Origin of the sequence: Litchfieldella xinjiangensis (assembly GCF_000759345.1) — a bacterium.
Taxonomy (GTDB): Bacteria; Pseudomonadota; Gammaproteobacteria; order Pseudomonadales; family Halomonadaceae; genus Litchfieldella_A; species Litchfieldella_A xinjiangensis.
The window spans coordinates 229,783-253,391 of record NZ_JPZL01000001.1 but is presented as its reverse complement, the minus strand read 5'-3'; the positions used below and the strand labels follow the sequence as shown (position 1 = coordinate 253,391).

Annotated in this window: 22 protein-coding genes; 16 read left to right on the top strand and 6 right to left on the bottom strand. The window is 59.9% G+C overall.

All coding sequences use genetic code 11. The features are described 5' to 3' along the window. The first annotated feature begins 175 nt into the window (after positions 1-175). The 3 genes from hupB to JH15_RS01155 all read left to right on the top strand — a co-directional run bounded on the left by hupB (position 176) and on the right by JH15_RS01155 (position 3,549). Positions 176-448: a nucleoid-associated protein HU-beta gene (gene hupB / locus JH15_RS01165; RefSeq protein WP_043526202.1), complete on the top strand. Its 273-nt coding sequence runs from the start codon at positions 176-178 to the stop codon at positions 446-448. Positions 449-626: 178 nt separating this feature from the next. Next, the gene (locus JH15_RS01160) at positions 627-2,447 is read left to right on the top strand and encodes a SurA N-terminal domain-containing protein (protein ID WP_043526200.1); all 1,821 of its coding nucleotides are present in this window, start codon (positions 627-629) and stop codon (positions 2,445-2,447) included. A 73-nt stretch (positions 2,448-2,520) separates the two neighbouring features. Beyond that, positions 2,521-3,549: a CobW family GTP-binding protein gene (locus JH15_RS01155; RefSeq protein ID WP_043526198.1), complete on the top strand. Its 1,029-nt coding sequence runs from the start codon at positions 2,521-2,523 to the stop codon at positions 3,547-3,549. Here JH15_RS01155 and JH15_RS01150 read toward each other — a convergent pair whose 3' ends face one another. Together JH15_RS01150 and JH15_RS01145 are read right to left on the bottom strand one after the other, a co-directional pair. Beyond that, positions 3,550-4,311: a UDP-2,3-diacylglucosamine diphosphatase gene (locus JH15_RS01150; protein WP_043526195.1), complete on the bottom strand. Its 762-nt coding sequence runs from the start codon at positions 4,309-4,311 to the stop codon at positions 3,550-3,552. Positions 4,312-4,395: 84 nt separating this feature from the next. Then, the gene (locus tag JH15_RS01145; RefSeq protein ID WP_043526193.1) at positions 4,396-4,902 is read right to left on the bottom strand and encodes a peptidylprolyl isomerase; all 507 of its coding nucleotides are present in this window, start codon (positions 4,900-4,902) and stop codon (positions 4,396-4,398) included. 144 nt (positions 4,903-5,046) lie between these two features. Here JH15_RS01145 and JH15_RS01140 point away from each other — a divergent pair, with 144 nt between their 5' ends. From JH15_RS01140 to JH15_RS01095, 10 genes are all read left to right on the top strand, one after another. After that, complete coding sequence (locus JH15_RS01140) at positions 5,047-6,726, top strand: glutamine--tRNA ligase/YqeY domain fusion protein (RefSeq protein WP_043526190.1); 1,680 nt, start codon at positions 5,047-5,049, stop codon at positions 6,724-6,726. 1 nt (position 6,727) lies between these two features. Beyond that, complete coding sequence (gene cysS / locus JH15_RS01135) at positions 6,728-8,116, top strand: cysteine--tRNA ligase (RefSeq protein ID WP_043526188.1); 1,389 nt, start codon at positions 6,728-6,730, stop codon at positions 8,114-8,116. Positions 8,117-8,213: 97 nt separating this feature from the next. Then, a complete protein-coding gene (gene osmF / locus JH15_RS01130) occupies positions 8,214-9,104 on the top strand; it encodes a glycine betaine ABC transporter substrate-binding protein OsmF (protein WP_422730550.1) in 891 nt (296 codons plus the stop codon). 72 nt (positions 9,105-9,176) lie between these two features. Then, a complete protein-coding gene (locus JH15_RS01125; protein ID WP_081948812.1) occupies positions 9,177-10,301 on the top strand; it encodes an ABC transporter permease in 1,125 nt (374 codons plus the stop codon). After that, positions 10,298-11,245: an ABC transporter ATP-binding protein gene (locus JH15_RS01120; protein WP_043526182.1), complete on the top strand. Its 948-nt coding sequence runs from the start codon at positions 10,298-10,300 to the stop codon at positions 11,243-11,245. Before JH15_RS01125 ends, JH15_RS01120 begins: the two co-directional genes overlap by 4 nt. Continuing rightward, the gene (locus JH15_RS01115; protein ID WP_052383837.1) at positions 11,242-11,991 is read left to right on the top strand and encodes an ABC transporter permease; all 750 of its coding nucleotides are present in this window, start codon (positions 11,242-11,244) and stop codon (positions 11,989-11,991) included. Before JH15_RS01120 ends, JH15_RS01115 begins: the two co-directional genes overlap by 4 nt. A 175-nt stretch (positions 11,992-12,166) precedes the next feature. Continuing rightward, entirely contained in the window at positions 12,167-13,351 is a 1,185-nt protein-coding gene (locus JH15_RS01110; protein ID WP_043526179.1) for a thiamine pyrophosphate-dependent dehydrogenase E1 component subunit alpha, read from the top strand. 1 nt (position 13,352) lies between these two features. Continuing rightward, positions 13,353-14,330 (top strand): alpha-ketoacid dehydrogenase subunit beta, encoded by a 978-nt coding sequence (locus JH15_RS01105; protein WP_043526177.1) that lies wholly within the window; start codon positions 13,353-13,355, stop codon positions 14,328-14,330. A 25-nt stretch (positions 14,331-14,355) separates the two neighbouring features. Beyond that, on the top strand, positions 14,356-15,636 hold the full coding sequence (locus JH15_RS01100; RefSeq protein WP_043526175.1) for a 2-oxo acid dehydrogenase subunit E2: 1,281 nt from the start codon (positions 14,356-14,358) through the stop codon (positions 15,634-15,636). A gap of 12 nt (positions 15,637-15,648) precedes the next feature. Further along, entirely contained in the window at positions 15,649-17,487 is a 1,839-nt protein-coding gene (locus tag JH15_RS01095) for a protein kinase domain-containing protein (protein WP_043526173.1), read from the top strand. A 5-nt stretch (positions 17,488-17,492) separates the two neighbouring features. On the opposite strand, the gene JH15_RS01090 is transcribed toward JH15_RS01095, so the two are convergent. From JH15_RS01090 to JH15_RS01075, 4 genes are read right to left on the bottom strand one after another with little or no spacing between them, the layout of a single operon-like run. Further along, a complete protein-coding gene (locus JH15_RS01090) occupies positions 17,493-18,029 on the bottom strand; it encodes a winged helix DNA-binding protein (RefSeq protein WP_052383836.1) in 537 nt (178 codons plus the stop codon). Positions 18,030-18,031: 2 nt separating this feature from the next. Then, positions 18,032-19,327 (bottom strand): TRAP transporter large permease, encoded by a 1,296-nt coding sequence (locus JH15_RS01085; protein ID WP_043526171.1) that lies wholly within the window; start codon positions 19,325-19,327, stop codon positions 18,032-18,034. A 15-nt stretch (positions 19,328-19,342) separates the two neighbouring features. After that, positions 19,343-19,894, bottom strand: a complete 552-nt coding sequence (locus tag JH15_RS01080) for a TRAP transporter small permease (protein WP_043526168.1) — start codon at positions 19,892-19,894, stop codon at positions 19,343-19,345. Between the two features lie 53 nt (positions 19,895-19,947). Next, the gene (locus tag JH15_RS01075; protein ID WP_052383835.1) at positions 19,948-20,952 is read right to left on the bottom strand and encodes a TRAP transporter substrate-binding protein; all 1,005 of its coding nucleotides are present in this window, start codon (positions 20,950-20,952) and stop codon (positions 19,948-19,950) included. Between the two features lie 237 nt (positions 20,953-21,189). Here JH15_RS01075 and JH15_RS01070 point away from each other — a divergent pair, with 237 nt between their 5' ends. Genes JH15_RS01070 through JH15_RS01060 form a run of 3 tightly spaced genes read left to right on the top strand, consistent with a single transcriptional unit; the run spans position 21,190 to position 23,608 of the window. Continuing rightward, positions 21,190-21,942, top strand: a complete 753-nt coding sequence (locus tag JH15_RS01070) for a 5-oxoprolinase subunit PxpA (protein WP_043526166.1) — start codon at positions 21,190-21,192, stop codon at positions 21,940-21,942. Beyond that, positions 21,939-22,661: a 5-oxoprolinase subunit PxpB gene (gene pxpB / locus JH15_RS01065; protein ID WP_052383834.1), complete on the top strand. Its 723-nt coding sequence runs from the start codon at positions 21,939-21,941 to the stop codon at positions 22,659-22,661. The genes JH15_RS01070 and pxpB overlap by 4 nt, the downstream gene beginning before the upstream one ends. After that, positions 22,658-23,608, top strand: a complete 951-nt coding sequence (locus JH15_RS01060; RefSeq protein WP_043526164.1) for a 5-oxoprolinase subunit C family protein — start codon at positions 22,658-22,660, stop codon at positions 23,606-23,608. Before pxpB ends, JH15_RS01060 begins: the two co-directional genes overlap by 4 nt. Position 23,609: the final 1 nt, after the last annotated feature.

The window sequence follows — 23,609 nt, the reverse complement described above, 5'->3', positions numbered from 1 at the left end:
GTGAAATAGCCCACCATGATCGTCGCTAAAGCCCGGCATGGTGGGCGTTGGTGCTAAAGGTTGCTTGACAGGCGTTTTACCGCATTGCTATAAATTGCGCTTTGCTATGAACGCGTAAGCCACCCGATTTAGCGCCGATTCAAAGCCAAATTCCGTAAAAGTCAAGGGGTGAAGTGTGAACAAGTCCGAGCTGGTTGAAGCCATTGCTGCGTCTGCCGATATTCCCAAGGCGGCCGCAAGCCGTGCACTCGATGCCATGATCGAGGGTGTTACCGAGAGCCTGAAGAAGGGTGACTCCGTGTCATTGGTCGGCTTTGGTACCTTCACCGTCAAGGAGCGTGCAGCTCGCACGGGTCGTAACCCACAGACCGGCAAGCCGATCGAGATCAGTGCGGCCAAGGTTCCCAGTTTCAAAGCGGGCAAGGCGCTCAAGGATTCGGTCAACTAATACGGGTCCGGTGCGGACTGCTGAACCACATCAGTACCGATTCTTAAAGTAGGCGCATCGCGAGTCGCGATGCGCCTTTTTAGTTTCATGTTCCCGACATGAGTTGTTTGGCGTTGGAACCGCCGTGCCGGGTATACTATTGCCGCGTTAACGAGCCAATAAATCAGCCGAGGGCAGCATGCTGCAGGATATTCGGGATCGTTCCAGGAGTTGGGGCGCCAAGATAATCATCGGGGCCGTTGTGCTCACCATGGCCCTGTTCGGGGCGGATGCGCTGATAGGGCTATTCACCAGCAGTGCCGATGATATCGCTAAGGTCAATGGTGAATCGATCACCCGGCAGCAAGTCGAGCGTGAGGTCCAGCGTGCGATCCGTAGTGGTCAGGTGCCTCCCGACCAGGAGCGGGCTTTGCGAGGCCAAGTGCTGGATGAAGTGATCACCACGACACTGCTTGATCAGTATGCGCAGGAGGGCGGTCTGTACCTGTCCGAAGCGCAAATCGACCAAGCCATCGTCTCACTTTCACAATTCCAGGATCAGGACGGTCGTTTCTCACAGGAGATTTTTCGGAATCGGCTGGCCAGCGCTGGCTACACTCCGTTGTCTTTCCGCGAGGCACTGCGCGTCGATATGCAGCGGCAACAGCTGCAGCAGGGCCTGGCATTCAGCGATTTTACGCTTCCCTCTGAGCGAGAACGCCTGGGCGAACTGCAGCGCCAAACCCGCACCTTTCGTTATCATATGTTGACTCCTGCGGATCTCGATAACCCCGTCGAGGTCAGCGAAGAGGAACTGCAAGCTTACTACGAGGCCCATCGTGACGAATACCAGCGTCCCGAGCAGGTACGCCTGAACTATGTGATCGTGGATCGGCTGCAAATGGCTGAGGACGTCGAGGTCGATGAGCAGGCGTTGCGCGAAGCGTATGAGCGCCGTGCTCAGGATGCCGAGCGTCGTGTCTCGCACATCATGGTGACCTTCGGTGACGACCGGAGTCGTGAAGAAGCGCAAGCTCGTCTGGACGAAGCGCGCGAACGTCTCGAATCCGGTGCCGAATTTGGCGAGGTGGCCGCAGAATTCTCGAATGACAGCTCCACTGCCGAATCGGGCGGCGATCTCGGCATCATCAGCCGTGGCTTCTTCGGGGACGCATTCGAAGAGGCGGCATTCAACCTCTCGGAAGGTGAAGTCTCCTCGATCGTCGAGACGGACAATGGCTTGCATCTCATCAAGGTGACCGAGATACAGTTGCCGGCTTTCGACGAAATGCGTAGTGAGTTGCGCGAGGAGGCCGCCTTGGCCACCGTCAGCGATGATTTCAATCAACGCGTTCAGCGGCTGATCGACGAAAGCTATGCAGCGGACGACCTGGAAAGTGTGGCCGATGACCTGGGGCTAGAGCTGCACCAGAGTGATTGGGTTTCTCGCGAGGGAGGCCAGGGTGTGCTTTCCGAGCCTGGCGTCATGAGCGAAGCCTTCGACAGTGATGTGCTCGAGGACGGCTTCAACAGCGATGTCATCGAGCTCGACGAGGACCGTCGTATGGTGTTACGGGTCGCCGAGCATCGTGATGCGACTACGTTGCCCCTCGATGAGGTTCGTGAGCAGGTAACAGACGCCGTTCGGGCCGAGAAGCAGCGTGAGGCCTTGTTGGCCCTGGCGCGAGAACGTGCTGCTTCGCTGGATGACGGTGAGGACCTCGACCTCGATTGGCAGCGTGCAGAAGAAGTTTCACGTCAATCGGAAGGAAGCATTCCCGGCCCCGTCCGTGAAGCAGCCTTCAAATTGCCGCACCCGGAAGACGCAAGCCCGGTTTACGGTCATGCCGAAGGTAACGAGCGTATTTATCTGATTGCGCTTGAAGCCGTTCAACCGGGTTCCCCAGATGAAGAAATGGAGCGTTTCGTTGCCCAGATGGCCGAGCGGCTTCGTGCTCAGATGGCCATTCAAGGCTTGCTCGAGACCCTGCGGCAGGAAGCAGATATCGAACGGCTCTGATTGAAGCAAGGCATGGCTGCGGCCATGCCTTTTTTTAGCCATATAGTGTTATAACATAACATCGAGGGTTGCCGTGTCTACCTCGCGTCGTGTTACCTCCATTCCGGTTCATGTCGTGACCGGCTTCCTTGGAAGCGGCAAAAGTACGCTTATCCGGGAGTTGATCGCGCAGAAGCCGCCCCACGAGCGGTGGGCCGTGGTCATCAACGAATTTGGCCAGATAGGGATCGATCAGGCGCTTTACGAGGACCGGGAGGATGTCATCGTCAAGGGTTTGCCGGGCGGTTGCCTGTGTTGCCAACTGGCTTTCGTTCTCCAAGCGTCGCTCGTCAATCTTATTCATCGCCATCAACCGGACCGCCTGCTGATAGAGCCGTCGGGACTGGGCCATCCCGCAGGGCTTCTCGAGATGCTTCGGGGGAATGCCTTTAGTCATGTACTGGAACTGCAGACGGTGGTGACACTGCTCGATCCGAGGCGCATGGATGATGACAGGGCACTGGCGTCAGCAACATTCACCGATCAGCTCGTTATGGCAGAGGGCATCGTGCTGACGATGCTCGACAAGGCAACGCCCGGGCAATTGGCGAAAACCCACGGCTATCTTGGCGAGCTATGGCCTCGCAAGCGTTGGATTGCCGAAGCCGATCATGGTCAGCTGCCGCTGGAGCAGCTGATCGAAGCAGGTGAACGTGCATCGGCGACCGTGCCCATGGCGACGTCGCCTCATGCCCATATTGCGCCTGCTACCGTTGAGCTCGATACGTTTCGCTATCGAGAGCCACAGCCAGGCAAGCCACACTTTGCGGAAGGTGAGTCGCTCGGACATGTCAGTGTCGGGTGGCGCTGGCATGCCGATGATCGCTTTGGGCTGGATCGCCTGACGGCTTTTTTGGATAGTTTGCCCAGAGGTCTGCGCGTCAAGGCGATTGTGCATACCGATGCGGGATGGAAGTTCTATAGCAAGGCGCCCGGCGTGGCCACGCTGAGTGATTCGGCCTGGCGGCGTGATTCACGGTTGGAAATCATCGGCGAGGCCGGTCTTGTCCCTGGAGCCAGCGAGATCGAGACGACCCTGCTTGAGACGTTGCTGACGGATTAGTTAGGAAGCCTCGTTCACCGGAGGCAGGGCAAACTGTCTGAGTTCAAGCGGTCCGTGGGCCTCGGCACGCACTTCCCAGCCATGGTCGGGCTGCCAGTCGCCAAGTACGATGCGTGTAGCAGGGGCACCGTTCACGGTCAGTTCATGTTCCGCAGGACGGTGGGTATGGCCATGGATCAATGTCGTCACATCGTGTGCTTCCATCACACGTTCGACCTCCTCCTGAGTGACATCCATGATGTCGCTGGCTTTGGTCGAGGTCGCTTCACCCGATTGAAGCCTCAGGCTTCTTGCGAGCTCGATACGTTGGTCGATGGGCATCGCCAGGATCTGGCTCTGCCATTGCGGATCCCGAGATTGCTGCCTGAATGCCTGATAGGCGACATCGCGCGTACATAGCGTATCGCCATGCATGAGCAGGGTGCGCTTATCACCTAACGTCACCACCACGGAGTCGTTGAGTAGCGTCATGCCGGCTTCACGGGCAAACCGTTCGCCGAGCAGGAAGTCGCGATTGCCATGCATGAAGTAGACCGCGGTTCCGCTATCACTGAGTCGGCGCAGGCCCTCTGCCGCCTGGCCAGCAATAGGGGCCAGGCCTGGGTGGTCGAGCACGTCATCACCAATCCAGGCATCGAAGATATCGCCCAGCAAGTAGAGGGCATCAGCGCCCTTCGCCTGCTCGAGGTAGGCTAGAAACCCCTGGGCAATTTCTGGGGTCTGGGTATCGAGATGAAGATCGGAAATCAGCAGTGTGGTCATGGGCACTTGGCTCGGCTATCGATACGACATGCGATGCAAACACGCCCGCATCAGCGGGCGTGATCGGTCCAGGTAAACGTGAGGTCAGCTATCGGCGCCATCCTTGACGTAGGCGCGCTGGATAACAACGTCTTCCGCTGGAACATCGGCATGCATGCCGCGACGGGTCGTCGGAACGTCCTTGATCTTCTCGACCACGTCCATTCCCTCTACCACCTTGCCGAATACGCAGTAACCCCAGCCTTGCAGGTTCTTGCCGCTATGATTGAGGAACTCGTTGTCGGCGACGTTGATGAAGAACTGAGCGGTAGCAGAGTGGGGATCCTGGGTGCGTGCCATGGCCAGGGTGCCGGTCTTGTTCTTCAAACCGTTATCGGCTTCATTCTCGATGGGATCACGGGTCGGCTTCTGATCGAAATTGGTGTCGAAACCACCGCCTTGCACCATGAAGCCATTGATAACGCGGTGAAATAGGGTGTCGTCATAGTGACCTTCGGTCACGTATTGCTGGAAATTCTCGGCTGTCTTCGGCGCATTGTCGAAATCAAGCTCGACATGAATGTCACCAAAATTGGTCTGCAGAACGATCATAGGACTTTCCCGAACGCTGTGGGTGGGTGCGCCTTGGCGTAGCGCGACTGCGTCACGCTATAATAGCGGTTTTGCATCGGCACGCGAAGCCGCAGCGAGCTGCGTGTCGATCCTTGCGAGCAACCAGAGGTTCCCAGACGCCCCATGAGCAATGAGAGCACCAGCGCCCCGAACTTCATTCGCAATCAGATTCGTGATGAAGTCGAAGCGGGCCGGGTCGACACCGTCGTCACACGTTTCCCCCCGGAACCCAACGGTTTCCTGCATATCGGCCATGCCAAATCGATCTGCCTCAACTTCGGCGTGGCCGAGCAATTTGATGGTGCCTGTCATCTGCGCTTCGATGATACCAATCCGGCCAAGGAAGAGCAGGCTTACATCGATGCCATCAAGGAGGATGTCAGCTGGCTAGGATTCCAATGGTCGGGCGGGGTGCGCTATGCCTCCGATTATTTCGACCAGCTCTATGCCTGGGCCCAGCATCTCGTGCGCGAGGACAAGGCATATGTCGACGATCTCTCCCCGGATGAGATCCGTGAGTATCGAGGCACCCTGACCGAACCGGGACGCCCGAGCCCCTATCGCGACCGTTCCGCTGACGAGAATCTCGATCTGCTCGAGCGTATGCGTGCCGGCGAATTTGCCGAGGGCGAGAAGGTACTGCGCGCCAAGATCGACATGGCCTCGCCCAATATCAATCTGCGCGACCCGATTCTGTATCGCATTCGGCATGCCCGGCATCATCAGACGGGTGACAAGTGGAAGATCTATCCATCGTATGATTTCGCCCATGGCCAATCGGATGCCATCGAGGGTGTCACGCACTCCCTCTGTACGCTGGAATTCGAGGACCATCGTCCGCTTTACGAGTGGTTCATCGAGAATTTGCCGGTCCCCAGCACCCCGCGGCAGATCGAATTCGCTCGGCTCAATCTCAACTACACGTTGACCTCCAAGCGTAAGCTGAAACTGCTGGTCGAGGAGGAGATCGTCGATGGATGGGACGATCCACGCCTGCCGACCATTTCCGGGATGCGGCGTCGCGGGTACACGCCGACGTCGATCCGCAAGTTCTGCGAGATGATTGGCGTGACCCGGGCAGATGGCGGCCTGGTCGATATCGCCATGCTCTATCACGCCATTCGCACCGACCTGGAGGACAACGCTCCGAGAGCCATGTGCGTGCTCAATCCTCTGAAGGTCGTACTCACCAACGTTGAGGCGTCGCATGAAGAGGTGTACGAGGTGCCCGGTCACCCCGCCCGCGATGATATGGAAACACGCCGTCTTCCCTTCACGCGTGAGCTGTGGATCGACCGCGACGACTTCATGGAGGAACCGCCCAAGAAATTCTTCCGCCTTGCCCCGGGCCAGGAAGTGCGGCTGCGCAACTCTTACGTGATTCGTTGCGACGAGGTAATCAAGGATGACGCTGGCGAGGTTGCCGAACTGCGCTGCTCGGTGGACTTCGACACGCTGGGCAAGAACCCCGAAGGGCGTAAGGTAAAGGGCGTTATTCATTGGGTGAGTGCGGCCCATGGAGTGCCTGTCGAGGTGCGCCTGTATGACAACCTGTTTACCGTCGAGCAGCCCGACAAGGATCGCGACGCCGATTTCCTCGAGCATCTCAACCATGAATCCCTGGTGACGGTTCAAGGCATCGGTGAGCCGAGCCTGGCCACGGCCAAGCCGGAAGAGCGCTTCCAGTTCGAGCGGGTCGGTTATTTCTGTGCCGACCGCCATGCCAGCCGCGAAGGGCGTCTGGTCTTCAACCGTACCGTGGGCCTCAAGGACAGTTGGGCGAAGATTCAGAAGAAGGGCTGACATGCAGATCTACAATACGCTGACGCGGCGCAAGGAAGAGTTCGTCCCTCTGGAGCCTGGCAAGGTCCGCATGTACGTATGCGGCATGACCGTTTACGATTATTGCCACCTGGGCCATGCCCGGGTGATGGTCGCATTCGATGTCATCACCCGCTACCTTCGAGCACGGGGCTATGATGTCACCTACATACGCAACATCACCGATATCGATGACAAGATCCTCAAGCGTGCGGAGGAGAATGGCGAAACCATCAGCCGTTTGACCGAACGCATGATCGATGCCATGCACGCCGACGAGGCACGTCTGTTCGTGAAACGGCCGGATCACGAACCCCGAGCCACGGGACACGTGGCGGAAATCGTCGCCATGATCGAAACCTTGATCGCGAAGGGCTTTGCTTACAGTGCTGAGAATGGCGATGTCTATTATCGCGTACGCAAGTTCTCTGACTACGGAAAGCTGAACAATCGCGATCCCGACGAGATGCGTTCCGGAGCCCGCGTCGAGGTCGACGAGCACAAGGAAGACCCGCTGGACTTCGTGTTGTGGAAGGCGGCCAAGCCAGGAGAAGCCAGTTGGCCCTCACCCTGGGGAGAGGGGCGCCCCGGATGGCATATCGAATGCTCGGCCATGTCGACTTGCTGTCTGGGCGAGACCTTCGATATTCATGGTGGCGGCCCCGATCTGACATTCCCCCACCACGAGAACGAAATTGCCCAGAGCGAGGCGGCCACCGGCAAGCGTTACGTGAATACCTGGATGCACGCCGGGGCGGTGCGGGTCAATCACGAGAAGATGTCCAAGTCGCTGGGCAATTTCTTCACGATCCGTGACGTCCTCGAGGTGCACGATCCTGAGGTGGTGCGCTACCTGCTCGTGGCGAGTCATTATCGTAGCCCGATTAATTATGCCCCCGATTCGTTGGGCGAATCGCGCAAGTCGCTCGAGCGATTCTACACCGCGCTCGAGGGTGTCGAGCCGAGCGCGGGCGATGTCGACCCGGTCTATGCAGAGCGTTTCATGACTGCCATGGATGACGACTTCAATACTCCCGTGGCGCTTGCCGCTTTGTTCGACCTGACTCGGGAGCTCAATCGAGCCCGTAAGGAAGCCCCGGAGCGTGCTCCCGCCATGGCTTTCGAACTCAAGCGCCTGGGCGAGTATCTTGGATTGTTCGGTCAGATGCCGTCGGCGTTCCTGCGTGGTAGCGGTGAGGCCTTACCCATGTCCGAATCCGAGATCGAGGAATGCATTGCGCAGCGTGCTGAGGCCAAGAAGTCTAAGGATTTCGCATCTGCCGATCGAATCCGTGACGAGCTCGAGGCTCAGGGCATCATTCTCAAGGATTCGCGCGAGGGCACGACCTGGGTCTTCGACCGGCCGCGTTGACGTGCGCACTGGCAGCGACACGTGACTTCCTTATACTGCTTATAGGGATGAATAAGCCAATCATGGAGTGGACTCGATGAGCAGAATGATGAAAGGAATGACCGCGGCTGTCTGGGGAACGGCGCTCACGCTGGGTGTCGCCCATGCTCAGGAGGTCGTCGTCTCGTCCAAGATCGATACGGAAGGAGCGGTCCTGGGCGAAATGATCATCCAAGTCCTCGAGTCGGATGGCATCCCCGTCGAAAACCGGCTTCAACTCGGTGCGACCAGCATCGTGCGCGAGGCGATTATCAATGGCGAGATCGATATCTATCCGGAATACACCGGCAATGGCGCCTTTTTCTTCGACCAGCAGGAGAGCGAGGTCTGGAAGGATGCGGAACAGGCCTACCAGGAGGTGAAGCAGCGCGATGCCGAAGCCAACGATCTGGTCTGGCTGACGCCTGCCGATGCCAACAATACCTGGGCGATGAGCGTGCGGCGTGACCTTGCCGAAGCAGAGGACCTCCAGACACTGGAGGACCTGGCGGAATACGTGAACGAGGGTGGCACGTTCAAGTTTGCGGCCAGCGCCGAATTCGCCGAATCCCCCTCGGCACTGCCGGCATTCGAGGAAGCCTATGGATTCGACCTCTCCTCGGATCAGTTGGTACTGCTCTCCGGCGGTAATACGGCGGCGACCATGCGTGCCGCCGCACAGCAGACCGACGGCGTCAATGGCGCGATGACCTACGGCACCGATGGCGGCATCCAGGCGCTGAATCTGGTCGTACTCGAGGATACGCTGGGCGTTCAGCCGGTCTACCAACCGGCACCGGTGGTCAGGCAGGAAATTCTCGATGCCTACCCGCAGATCGAGACGCTGCTCGAGCCGGTCTTCTCTTCGCTGGATCTCGAAACGCTACAGCGACTCAATGGCGAAGTGGCCGTTGGGGGTGCGGACCCCGGCCAGGTCGCAGCCGATTACATCGATTCGCTCGACCTCTGATCTTTGCGCACTGTGCGCCATCCAGGGATAAAGTCCGACTCCCCGGGCAGTAATCGCGTCATCATCGCGTTGATGGGACTATCACTGCTCGCCTTGCTTGGCCTCCCATTGGCTTCCAGCCAGCCCAACCGAATCGTCCCGGGGGAAGGGGTCTTCCTCTGGGAGATGGTGGGTTGGGTGGGGGCGCTCGGGATTGCCTTGCCATGGCTGGCTGCTGTCGGGCTGGCCGTCAGGCCGACTCGGGGGCGTTCATGGGCCGTACTTGGCTTCGTTGTGCTGATTCTGATCTCGGTTCCTTGGGGATTGGCCGCGTTCTGCCTTGCTTACGTCGATCTTGAGCAGCCTTACGCGCGGGGTGGCATCGGCGCTGGAACCTGGGTCGTGCTGTTCCTGACAGGTCTGTGTCTGGTGGAGCTGCGCTCCCGTCTGTCTCTTTCACGGCGTCACATCGTCTCGATTTTGGCGCTGACCCTGATCGCCTGGGCGACGGCACTGTCATCGGGATGGCTCGAGCCGCTTGCCTTGGTACGAGAATACGCGTCGCGAAGCGATCAATTCCTGGCTGCAGTGCTCTATCACCTGGCGCTAGTGGGGGCAGCGGTGGCGATCAGCTTGGTGATAGGCTTTTCGCTGGCCTTGGCGTTACGCCACAGTGAGCGTCTTCGAACGCCTGTCTTCGGGGTATTGAGCGTGATTCAAACCATCCCCAGTCTGGCCCTGTTCGGCTTGCTGCTGGCGCCCCTGGCCTGGCTATCCTCACGCTACGAATGGCTGTCCGATCTGGGTGTCCAGGGTATCGGCTGGGCTCCTGCGCTGATCGCCCTGGTGGGGTATAGCCTGCTACCCATGACGCGTAATGCCTATGTTGCTCTCGAAGGGGTCCCGGCTGTTGTCATTGAATCGGCTCGCGGCATGGGCATGGGGCCGGGGCACATCTTCTTTCAGGTCCGTTTACCGCTGGCCTTGCCGGTACTGCTCGAGGCCATCCGCATCACCACGATCCAGGCCATCGGCCTGGCTGCTGTTGCCGCATTGATCGGGGCGGGGGGGCTAGGCACGTTCATCTTCCAGGGGTTGGGCCAGTCCGCCATGGATCTCATCGTTCTCGGGGCGTTACCCATTCTGGTCATGGCGCTGATCGCCGATGCAGCTTTCAGTGCGTTGGCATCGCATTTCAGACAGGGAGGCCGTCCATGATCGAGCTACGAAACGTCACCAAGCGTTTTGGTGATGAGCGGGCCGTGAATGACTTCAGCCTGACCGTCGAGGATGGCGAATTCTGTGTCCTCGTCGGCACGTCGGGGTGCGGGAAGTCGACCACGCTGCGCATGATCAACCGGCTTATCGAACACAGCGATGGCCAGATTCTTATCGACCGCCAGCAGATTCGGTCCTTCAACCCCCAGGCACTTCGTCGTCGTATCGGCTATGCCATCCAGAGCACGGGGCTGTTTCCGCACTGGAGTGTCGCACGCAATATCGGCACCGTCCCCCGGCTGCTCAAATGGGACAAGCCACGCATCGAGGCCCGGGTGCGAGAATTGATGGAATTGCTGGGCCTGGATCACGACAATTTTGCCGAGCGCATGCCGTCGCAGCTATCCGGCGGGCAGGCGCAGCGTGTCGGTGTCGCGCGTGCCCTGGCCGCCGACCCCGATACGTTATTGATGGATGAACCCTTCGGTGCGCTCGACCCGATCACCCGGGTCAATCTGCAGGAGGAATTGCTCAGGCTTCAGTCGAGACTCAAGAAAACCATCGTCTTCGTGACTCACGACATGGATGAGGCGCTCAAGCTGGCCGATCGCATTGTGGTGATGGATGCGGGGCGTATCGTTCAGCAAGGCACGCCTTCGGACTTGCTAAGTGCACCAGCGAACGCGTTCGTCGAGTCGCTGTTGGGCGGGGCGGATCGAGGGCTCAAGCAGGCGGGGTTGATACGCGTCTCGAGTCGCATGCGAACCGATCTACCGGCCCCACAGGCTGTGGATCCGGCCACGGTTGCCGCTGACGATACGCTACGCGTAGCGCTCTCGTTGATGCTTTGGCATCGCTGCGACACGCTGACCGTGGTAGACCGGTCGAACACGCCAGTGGGCCAACTGTCCCTACGTGATTTGCTCCACTCGGGGTCGTCATGAGGCTCCAGGTGTCGCGCGTATCCAATAGTGCCCGACATGCCGCGGTCCCCCTCGGCTGGCTGCTGGTGCTGGGCCTGGCCATTGCCTGGCTGCCTGAGGCCGAGGCCTGGTTTCGCCAGGTCGCGCCTAACAGTCGCTCGGTCATCTATCAGCGTGATGGCTTTCTTGACTTGGTGCTTCAGCACTTACGCCTGGTCGGCGCGGCGTCGTTGGTGGCAGTCGTCGTTGGCGTCGGGGCATCGATTCTGGTCACGCGCCCGTTAGGACAGGATTTCCTGCCGCTGGTAGCCCAGCTTGCCTCGATGGGCCAGACGTTTCCTCCGGTCGCAGTGCTGGCACTCTCGGTGCCCATGCTGGGCTTCGGCACCCAACCGACCCTGCTGGCGCTGGTGCTGTATGGACTGTTGCCGATCGTGCGCAACACATTGGTAGGGCTGCAAGGGATTGATCCCACCGTGCTGGAAGCTGCCCGCGGCATGGGCATGTCGAACCGGCAGGTGCTTTGGCAGGTCGAGTTGCCTCTAGCCGCCAGGGTCATCCTGGCGGGCATTCGTACCTCAGTCACGATCAACATCGCGACCGCGGCCATCGGTTCGACGATCGGCGCCAAGACCCTGGGGGACCCCATCATTGCCGGCATCAGCAACGGCAATAATGCCTACATTCTCCAAGGGGCGATATTGATCGCCCTGTTGGCCCTCTTCATCGATAGCCTCTTCGAACGCCTCTCCCGTCTGTTCCAGTAATTCACATACCCGTTGCTTGCGACTAACGTCTGACGGCAAACACACCGTCTGCTCGTGTTCTTGAGCTAGATTTACGTTAACGTTAACTGGAGTCTGCCCGAGCACGATGCCAGTAGCGACCCTGCCCTCACGAGGGGCACGGCTTCTCCTCAGGCCATTACCTAGGAAGAGGACTATGACGACAACAATACCCGACGTGGTGCATGCCCCGTGTTTCACCGACGGCGCCGAATTCCGATTGCCGACATTCAAGATGCTGCAGCAGGACGGTACGCTCTTCGACGGTGCCAGTTCCCCGCCGTTGGATAAGGCGAAAGCCCTTCGCATCTATCAGGCCATGGTGTACACGCGCATTCTCGATGAGCGAATGTTGGCCGCCCAGCGGCAAGGGCGCTTGAGTTTCTACATGCAGTGCACCGGTGAAGAGGCCGCCGTCATCGGCAGTACCGCGGCGCTGGACGATCGGGACATGATCATGGCCCAGTACCGAGAGCAGGGCGCCTTGGCCTATCGGGGATTCACCACCGATGAGTTCATGAACCAACTGTTCGGCAATGAGTTGGATTACGGCAAGGGCCGCCAGATGCCGATCCACTATGGTTCTGCAGAGCTTCATTACATGACGATTTCTTCACCATTGGCCACCCAGATTCCGCAGGCGACCGGTTATGCCTACGGACAGAAACTGGCTGGACAAGGGTTGTGTACGATTACGTACTTCGGCGAAGGCGCGGCCTCCGAGGGCGACTTCCATGCGGCCTTGAACATGGCTGCCGTGCACAAGGTGCCGGTCATTTTCTTCTGCCGCAACAATGGCTATGCCATCTCGACACCGGCAATCGAGCAATATGCAGCCGATGGGGTGGCACCACGTGCCTACGGCTACAAGATGCAAGTCATCCGTGTCGACGGAAACGATATCCTGGCGGTTCACGAGGCGACCCTGGCGGCACGCAAAATGGCCGTCGAGGACAACTGTCCGGTATTGATCGAAGCCATGACCTATCGTCTGGCCGCGCATTCCTCGTCGGACGATCCTTCTGGTTACCGCAGCCGCAAGGAAGAGGAAGCCTGGCGCGAAAAGGATCCGATTCTACGTATGCAGCGCTGGTTGTTCGGTCAGGGTTGGTGGAGCGAAGAGGAAGAGAAGACCCTCCAGGAATCGCTTCGCCGTGAGGTGCTGGAAACCATGAAGCAGGCCCAGAAGCGGCCACCGCCTCCCCTGGAGAGTCTCGTCGAGGATGTCTATGACCAGGTATCACCGCAGTTGGCTGAGCAGCTAGCGCAGCTAAAGACGCATATCGGCAAATATCCCGAGGCCTATCCGCGCAGTGCGGGGCGACTGAAGGGAGGAGCATGACATGCCGACCATGAACATGCTGCAGGCCATCAACAATGCTCTGGACATCGCCATGCAGGCCGATGAACGCGTACTCTGCTTTGGCGAGGACGTTGGAATCTTCGGTGGCGTGTTTCGCGCTACCAGCAACCTGCAACAGAAGTACGGCAAGGCACGTTGCTTCAACACACCGCTGGTCGAGCAAGGGATCGTCGGCTTTGCCAATGGCCTCGCAGCCCAGGGTTCGGTGCCGGTGGCCGAGATTCAGTTCGCCGATTATATCTTTCCTGCCTTTGACCAGATCGTTAACGAGTCGGCCAAGTTCCGCTATCGCTCCGGTAGCCTGTTTGATGTCGGTGGGCTGACGATTCGCGCCCCCTATGGGGGTGGCATCTCAGGTGGGCTTTACCATTCGCAGTCCCCCGAAGCCTATTTCGCGCATACGCCAGGCTTGAAGGTGGTCGTGCCGCGCAACCCGCATCAGGCCAAGGGATTGCTGCTCGCGTCGATACGAGACCCTAACCCGGTACTGTTCTTCGAGCCCAAGCGGCTCTACCGCGCCTCCACCGGTGAGGTGCCCGAGAGCGATTACCAGTTACCGCTGGGCCAGGCCGAGGTCACGAAAGAGGGCAGCGATATCACGCTGTTGGGATGGGGTGCCCAGATGGACATGATCGACCAGGCCGTGGACATGGCCGAGAAAGAAGGTGTTTCCTGCGAGGTGATCGACCTGCGCACGATTCTGCCCTGGGATATCGAGACCGTGGCCGACTCGGTGCTCAAGACGGGACGATTGGTGGTGACCCATGAGGCGCCCCTGACCGGTGGCTTCGCTTCCGAGATTGCCGCGACGATTCAGGCGCGTTGCTTTCTCTATCTGGAAGCCCCGATCGCTCGGGTGACGGGGCTGGATACGCCGTTTCCGTTGACCCTGGAAAAAGAGTACATGCCCGATCACCTGAAGATTTTCGAGGCCATCAAGGCCAGCATCGACTACTGAACCGGTACGCGGACAGGAGAGAGAAATGAGTGATTTCATGCTGCCCGATATCGGCGAAGGTATCGTGGAGTGCGAATTGGTCAAGTGGCTGGTCGGTGAGGGGGATGCCATCGAAGAGGATCAGCCCGTCGTCGAAGTGATGACTGACAAGGCGCTGGTCGAGATTACCGCGCCCGAAGCGGGGCAAGTGACGCGCTTGTATTACGCCGAAGGCGAGAGTGCCAAGGTTCACTCCCCGTTGTTTGCCTATGAAACGGCCGATGCGCCACAGGAGCAATCAGCAGCATCCGACGAGGCCCAGCCCAGCGATAGATATGACGATGCTACACCGACCGCTTCACAGCCACCCTCGGCGTCGCCCGCCAGCCCGGCGGGGTCGACTGGCATGCCCCAGGCCGGGCGTATTCCCGCAAGCCCTGCCGTGCGGCGACTGGTTCGGGAGCATGGCCTGGCCCTGTCGGACGTGCCGGGGTCCGGCAGGGATGGGCGCGTCCTGAAGGAGGATGTGCTTGCCTACCTGGATAACGGTTCCGACCGCATGAAAGGCGCCAGCCAATCGGTCGAGACAGGGGGTATCCATCGGCGCGCGACGCTAGGTGAGACGACACGCATCGAACCGATTCGCGGTATGCAGGCGGCGATGGCACGCCACATGACCCACGCCGCATCGACGATTCCGCATTTCGTCTACGGGGATGAAATCGATGTCACCGAATTGATTGCGTTACGCGAGCGGCTCAAGCCCGATGCCGAGGCGCTGGGTAGTCGATTGACACTGATGCCGTTCATCATGAAAGCCATGGCCCTGGCAGTGGGGGACTATCCCGTCCTCAATAGCCGTATCAACGACGAAGTGACCGAGCTCCATTACCTGCCGGCCTGTAATATCGGCATGGCGGTCGATAGTCAGGCAGGCCTGATCGTTCCCAACGTCAAGGGAGTGGAGCGCCTCACGCTTCTGGAGATCGCCGCTGAAGTGGCGCGGCTTACCGAAGCGGCGCGGGAAGGCCGGGTCTCGAAAGCGGACCTTCAGGAAGGCACGATCAGTATTTCCAATATCGGTGCCCTGGGAGGAACCTATGCTGCGCCCATCATCAATGCCCCCGAGGTCGCTATCGTCGCGCTGGGGCGGGTCCAGCGCCTGCCGCGCTTCGATGATGAGGGCCAGGTCATCTCTCGGGCAATCATGACCGTGAGCTGGGCGGGCGATCATCGCGTGATCGATGGGGGGATCATCGCGCGCTTCTGCAATTGCTGGAAAGGTTATCTCGAATCGCCACAGACCATGCTCCTGCAGATGGGCTGATGGCAACCTGAAATGACCCAGACCGGTCTGCAGCAGTTTTACATTCCCGAAGAGCAGTCGATCTATCTGCTCAGCCACGACGATGCCAAGAAGCTCAGGGACTGGGTGGCACTATGCGCCACCCAGCTCGAGCAGCTTGGCTACCAGCACATCGCGTTGATCGGCAAGGGGGCCTATGGGTTCGTATTCTCGGGAACGACAGCCCATGGTGCCCAATACGTCTTCAAATTCACCCGTGTGACATTGCCCCAGCAGCTTCAAGACCGTCTCGAAGAAGAGGCGTTCATGCTCGATCAGATCGACCACCCGAGAGTGCCACGGCTGATCGCGTTCCAGCGTGTGCGAAACCAGTCGATCCTGGTCATGGAGCGCGCCCCAGGCATCAATCTTGAAGAGGTGTCGTTACGTGTCGGTCGGCTATCCCCCCGCTTGGTGGTGCGCATTGCTACCCAACTGGCGGATATTCTTCGTCATCTTCGCGCCCAGCCTAGCCCATCGGCACGGCCAGTCGTGCACGGGGACATCAAGCCCTCCAACCTGGTCTTCGATGCGGACCGTGAGACCATTGCCTTGATCGATTGGGGATCCTCGGTCTTCGCCCAGCTCGACGCCAAGGGGCAATTCCTCGATACCAATGTCATGGCGCTGATGTCGGACAACCTGCAGCAAACCAACGCACGGCTCGGCGACGTCTATTTCATTGGCGAAGAGCAGTTGAACGGGGCGCTATCGTCACCGCGCTTCGACGAACAGGGGGCAGCAGGTACGCTTTATGCCCTGGCCTCGGGCCAATCCTGTCGCTTTGGCCACCGGGCGATGCCGGCCACGTCGCTGGGGCTGCCGATGGAGTTCGCCCGGGTTCTCGATGGCATGCTGGATCCCGACCCCGACATGCGTCGACGCGCGGGCGACTACTTCTTGAAGGAAATGCCGCGCATGGGGCGCACGGTGATGATCGATCTTGCCGAGCCACCTGGGATGTCGTTGGTGCCGGTGTGGACACGGCCTGCACGGCGTGAGATCGATACGGTGGTATACAGCTCACGAAAGGCGTTCCTGCGAGAAGAGGGCGCACCGGATACCCTGAGTGAAGTGAACGATGTGCAACTGGATCGCTATTACAAGAACTTCATGCAGGGTATGGGGGAGACCGAGAAGGCCTTCCTGGCCGCGGTGAGCCGACTGGGTCGCTACCCGGTAGTGGGCGGGTTGGCGGTGCGCTGGGAAGCCGACGGTATCTATATCGATACGTCGCTGAGCCTGCACGATCCCTCACTCAAGGATGCCTTCGTAACGGCCGTCAACAATATGGTCAACCTGGCGCGTGCCATTTACCGCAAGGGGATCTTCAAGGGCTGTCTCTTCAATGCCCGGGATACGCTGCACATCGACCGAGCCGGACCGGATCGCCCCTTCGTTCTGTCCCCCACGATGCGTTTGCCCTATGAGGTCAGCTCGGTACCCGAAATCGAAGATCGCACCCGCATGCATTCCTATTTCGAGGATGGGCCGGATCCCGAGGAGTTCCTGGTACTTCCCGAGGAAATCATCACTGCGCTCGAGGCGCTCAACGGTATCCACCATACGGGCATGATCATCTTCGAGGCGTTGCCGACCCATCTGAAGATCCACAGCTACTACCGTCTGCTCGATCCTGAGCGGGAAGCCGCGTTCCGGGATCGGCTCAACGATATCCTGGCGGCGGTGGGGCTCATCGAAGGTTTAGGGGTGTCGGGCTTCATGAAAATGCCCTATAAGGATACCAAGAAATTCACTCATATCGAGCGTCTGCCCGAACGCTATTACCCCAAGAACCCCCGGTCGGAAACAGCCGACGGGGGGGCGGGGTAGGTGTCTCACAATGATGCCGCAGCACGTGCTGCCTGATCGTACAGACCGGACATGGCACGCAGCGCGCCGGCGATCTGATGCATGTCCTCTCTTCCGATACCCAGCGAAGCCAGCGAGTCCACCAGGCAGGCCTCGCGAATTTCCGCATAGCGCTGGCATACGCTGCGCCCCTCATCGGTGGTGCGAAAGAAGGTCTCCTTGCCGTTCTTTTCGCCGACCACCAGGCCCAGTTTGGCGAGTTTCTTCAAGGCGTAGGTCACCGTGTGGGTATCCTCGACATTGAGGACCAGGCAGATATCGGCCTGGCGCTTGGCGCGTTCGCGATGATTGACGCTATGTACGACCAGGATATCCAGAGCGCTCAATTCGGGAAACCCGCTGGCTGTCATGCAGCGAACCATCCAGCGATTGAAGGCGTGGCTTGAGATGATCAAACCGAACTCGAACTCCGAGAGCTCTTGAGCGTTGCGGGACAGGTGTTCCGAGGAAACGATCGGCCCGTGTCCCGTGGAGTAGCTTCGGGTGGGTATCTCTGTCGTCATCATCAGTTCCCCATGGACGCGGGCAGGTAGGTCACGATCTGCGGAAAGACGCTGATCAGGACGACGCCCAGCATCATCAAGAAGAAAAACGGCAGGGCGGCTCTGGCGATATACAGGATATTCTTCCCGGTCATGCCCTGCAAAACGAACAGATTGAAGCCGACCGGCGGCGTAATCTGTGACATCTCGACCACGATGACCAGAAAGATACCGAACCAGATCAGGTCGATGCCGGCCGCCTCGACCATGGGCAGCATGATCGAGGTGGTCAGCACGACGACCGAGATACCATCAAGGAAACAACCCAGCAGCACGAAGAACAGGGTCAAGGCTGCCAGCAGCATGAACGGCGACAAGTCCATGGAGGCTATCCATGCCGCGAGATCGCTGGGAATCCCGGTAAAGCCCATGGCGGCCGTCAGGAATGAAGCGCCGATCAGAATGAAGGCGATCATGGTCGAGGTCTTGACTGCGCCAAGCAGCGCATCACGGAAGATAGAGCCGTTCATGGCACCTTGCAGGCGAGCCAGCAGCAATGACAGCACGACACCGATCGCTGCAGCCTCGGTGGGTGACGCCAAGCCGGCGTAGATCGAACCGATGACGCCGACGATCAAGGCAAACATAGGGATCAATCGCTTCGAGCGCTTGAGCTTCTCGCCAAGGGTTGTGCTTTCGTCTGCGGCGGGTACCTTGTTGGGGTAGCGCCAGGACCACAGCATCAGATAGCCGGTGAACAACGCGATCAGCACGACCCCCGGGAGCACACCAGCGACGAATAGACGCGCGATGGAGAGATTGGTGGCCACCGCGTAGACGATGAGAATGATCGAGGGGGGAATCAGCAGGCCCAAGGTGGCCGAGCCGGCCAGGGTACCGATGACCAGCTTTTCATCGTAGCCCCGTCGGGTGAGCTCAGGGATCGACATCTTGCCCATGGTGGCACAGGTAGCCGCCGAGGACCCGGAGACAGCGGCGAAAAGGCCGCAACCGACCACATTGGTATGCAAGAGCCGGCCGGGGATCCGGGTCATCCAGGGAGAGAGGCCGGTAAACATGTCTTCGGCGAGTCGAGAGCGAAACAGGATCTCGCCCATCCAGATGAACATCGGGAGTGCAGTCAGATCCCAGCTGTAGCTGGCGCCCCAGACATCGGACGCCAACACATCGCCAGCAGGTATCGAGGTAAATTGGCTGATACCCAACCAACCGATCGCCAAAAGGGAAAAGGCCACCCAAACGCCGCTACCCAGCAGGACCAGCAGGGCGAGAGAAAGTAGCACTAACATTGTCAGCATGAGTGAGGCCTCGCGTTATTCTTGTGCGTTGTCGTCGATACGAAACGCGGACGGCCGGGTAACGGCAGTGATGAGGTAGGCGATCCAGGTTTCTACCAATGCCAGGCATAACAGCAGGATTCCGGCCAGCATCGCGCTTTGAGGAATCCATAACGGAATCTTGACCAGGCCATAGGAGGTTTCGTTGAAGGCGATGCTGTCCTGAACCAGCCAGATGACGTACCAGGCCAGGTAAAGGCACAGCGCCAGCGCAATGCCCACGCTCCATAATTCGACGAAGACCCGTATCCGCGCAGGTAATTGGCCTATCAGCAGGGTGACCCGGATGTGCCCTCCATTGACGAAGGTGTAGGCAAGGCCGAGGAAGCTGGCGCCCACCAGCAGGAAGCCGGCGATCTCAGCCAGGCCGGGGATGGCCAGGCCAATTCTGTCACCGCCGAGGGCGATGGAGAGTTTATCGACGATTCGCCCCAGAACCTGGGCGGTGATCATGCCGCAGATCAGGCATAGACACAGCGCCGCAAGATAGGCGCCAAGGTGATAAAGCGGACGGAGTCGGTAATGCATCGAGGTCACCACTGGGTGGGGCTGCCCCCGGGCTATTGCCGGGGGCGTGGCGCTTACTGGCGCAGTTCGCGGTAGGACTGGAGAATGCGCATGCCTTGTTCACCGGCGCGCTCGCCCCATTCCTGGGTCATGGTATCGCCGATCTGTTCCAGAGCCTCGGTGAGTTCCGGCGACGGCTCGGTGACTTCGATGCCGTTGTCACGCAGCGTTTGAAGGGCATCCTCGGTTTCCTGCTGGCTCATTTCCCAGCCACGTGCCTCGGCCGTCTCGGCTGCGTCGAGTACGGCTTGGCGCGTAGCTTCATCCAGTCGCGAGAAGGCCTTCTCGCTGACAATCACCATGTTCTTGGGAAGCCACAGCTGCGCATGGTTGAAGTGGCTTAGATAGTCCCAGGCCTGGGTGTCGGCGCCTGTGGCCGGCGAGGTCACCATTGCGTCGACGCGGCCGGTACTGAATGCCGTGGGAATATCGGGCACCTCGACCTGGGTGGGGACGGCACCCACCAGTTGCGCCAGTCGCTCGCTGGCGGTGTTGTAGGCGCGCATGTTGAGGTTGCGCAGATCGTCCGCCGACTCGACCGGCTGCTTGGTATAGATACCCTGCGGCGGCCAGGGTACCGCGAACAGCAAGCGCAATTGCTGCTCGGCGAGCTCTTCGGCGATGACGTCGCGAGAGGCTTCCCATAGCAGACGGGCGTTCTCGTAGTTATTGGCCAGATAGGGGACGGAATCCACTTCGAAGATGGGGTTCTCGTTGGCCAGGCGTGACATGATCAATTCACCGATCGGCACGATGCCACGACGCACGGAGTTCTTGATTTCGGCATGGCCGATCAGGGAGCCATTGGCATGCACTGTGATGTCCAGCTCGCCGTCGGTGCGTTCCCGGACGTCATCGGCGAATTCACGAATGTTGACCGTGTGAAAGGTGCGGTCGCCGTAAGGTGTCGGCATGTCCCACTGCGTCGCTGCCTGAGCGGCTGTCGATACACCCAGTACCGTCGCTAGACCTAGACCGGCGGCGGCCAGGCTGGCCAGGAAAGCATTTCGTGTGATCATTGACGATTCCTCTGAAACGGTTGTGTTGTTGTCATTGACGGCACCTGCCAGGCGACAGGTACCACAAACGGGCGCTTGCGACGATGCGAGGACACATCTTCACTGAGCATAGTCGCAGCGGCAGGCGCAAGGTTAGGCATCGTCTCTACGAAACGTCAACGCTATTAAGACTAATCGATAATGTTATGTAGACGATTTATCGATAAATTATATTAAATGTTTTCAAAGGGGGTCAGCATGGCACTGCTACTCAACGCGGACATGGGCGAAAGCCTGGGGCCTTGGGTCATGGGCCTGGACGAACAGGTCATGCCTTATGTGGACTTGGCCAACGTGGCGTGTGGCTTCCATGCCTCCGATCCCTCGACGATGCGTCGTACGGTGCGCCTGGCCAGGCAGAATGGCGTCACGGTCGGTGCTCACCCCGCCTATCCCGACCTGGTGGGATTCGGGCGCCGCTCCATGGCGTGCTCACCCGACGAGATAGAAGACATGGTGCTCTTCCAGGTCGGCGCGCTGTCTGCCATGTGCCATGCCGAAGGTGTGTCACTGGGTTATATCAAGCCGCATGGCGCGCTCTACAATGACATGATGCGCGACAGTGCAGTCCTGGCGGCGGTGATGCGTGCCGTCGCCAGCTTCGATGCGCGTCTACCATTGATGGTCATGGCGACCCGCGATCCAGGCCCCACGCGAGAACTCGCCGAGCGCGAGGGTGTCAGGCTGTGGTTCGAGGCCTTCGCCGACCGCGCCTACGATGGCGAAGGTCGCTTGGTGTCACGTCGTGAACCTGGCGCGGTACATCACGATGAGGCCACGATCGTGGATCAGGCGCGCCGGATTGCGCTGCGTGAGGCGCTGCACGCCAGTGATGGAAGTGAACTGGTGCTTGAGGCAGACACCCTCTGCGTGCATGGCGACAACCCTGAATCGGTGGCTGCCATCCAATCGATTCGCGAGACCCTGGCTCGCCTCGGGGCAACGCCATGACCGCGACCGCCCGTATGCCCCGTATCGAACAGGCCGGGATCGATGCCTGGCTGGTACGCCTTTTCTCCGATATCGATGAATCCAACATGCCTTGGTTGACGGCGCTGGTGCGTCGCTGCGAGGAGGACTTCGGTGCGGCGCTGATCGATCTGGTGCCGTCCTATACCACCGTACTGGTGCATTACGATCCGTTGATCCTGTCTGCAGGCGAGGCCCGAGCACGCCTTGTCGCGCTGCTCGAGACCCTATCGCCGGATAGCGGCGAAGCCGTGCAGGATATCAAGGAGCTTCCGGTGTGGTACGACCCCAGTGTCGGCCCCGAACTCGAGCGTCTGGAGCGACATACCGGCTGGGAGAGGGACAAGGTGATCGAGCTGCATTGCGAACATGTCTACCGTGTTTTCGCTCTGGGCTTCGCCCCGGGGTTCGCGTTCATGGGCAGTGTCGACGAACGACTTGCCCTGCCACGGCTTGAGACGCCGCGTCGACGCGTTCCACAGGGTAGCGTGGCCATTGCCGGGAGGCAGACGTCGGCCTATCCGACAATGTCTCCGGGGGGATGGAATCTTGTCGGACGAACCCCGGCCAAGCTGTTCGATCGGCAGCGTAAGGGGTTCAGCCTATTGCAAGTAGGCGATCAAGTGCGCTTCGTGAGTGTGACACGCCAGGAGTTTGAACGCTTGGGAGGCGAGGTGACGCCAGTGGAGGCCCGTTCATGACCGGCATCGTCGAAGGGGTGCGCGTCGAGCGTGCCGGACCGTTGGCACTGCTGCAAGATGCTGGCCGGTTCGGCGTGCGCCGCCTGGGCGTCACTCAGGGGGGACCCGTCGATATCCATAGCTGGGCGTGGGCCAACCGCTTGTTGGGAAATCGGTGGGGCGCAGCAGCACTCGAGATCAGTCTGGGAGGGCTGGAACTGGTCGCGTGCAAGACGCTGCGCCTGGCGCTATGTGGGGCGGATCTTGACGCGCGGCTCGACGGTAACGATTTGCCACGTTGGCGCGCGTTTACCGTCGAGCCTCACCAGCGCCTGACATTCGGAACCCCGCGTGATGGGGTGCGTGCCTACTTGGCAGTGGCAGGCGGCTTTCGTGCAGATCCCGTTTTGGGCAGCGTCGCCTGCGTTCCCCGGGAGGGGCTGGGCGGGCATGATGGTCTCGGCCATCCATTGAAAGCACAAGAGCGTCTGTTCGTTGATTCGCGCTCCCAGGACGAGGCAGATACTCGAAACACTCCGCAAGCGATCCCGCCCAGCGAAATGCCGCATTACGGTGAGCCGGCACAGCTGGCGCTGATTCCCGGCGCGCAGATCGCCGACTTCAGCGGCGCGAGCCTGTTCGATGCCTTCAATCGTTCGTGGCAGGTCGATGACCGAGCCGACCGCATGGGCGTTCGCTTGCTCGGGCCCAGGCTGGCATGCCGAATCAGTGCGCTGGTGTCCGAAGGCATTGGTTTGGGTGGGGTTCAGGTGCCTCCGGACGGGCAGCCTTTCGTCCTGCTAAACGACCGCCAGACCATCGGCGGGTATCCCCGGCTAGGGGCCCTGACACCGCTGGCGTGCGCTCGGCTCGCGCAGTGCATGCCGGGGCAGGAGGTCAGATTGATACCCAAGCCCCTGGCGGCTGCCCAGGACGAATATCGTCGCTTTAGGGCAGGGTTCGCCTGAA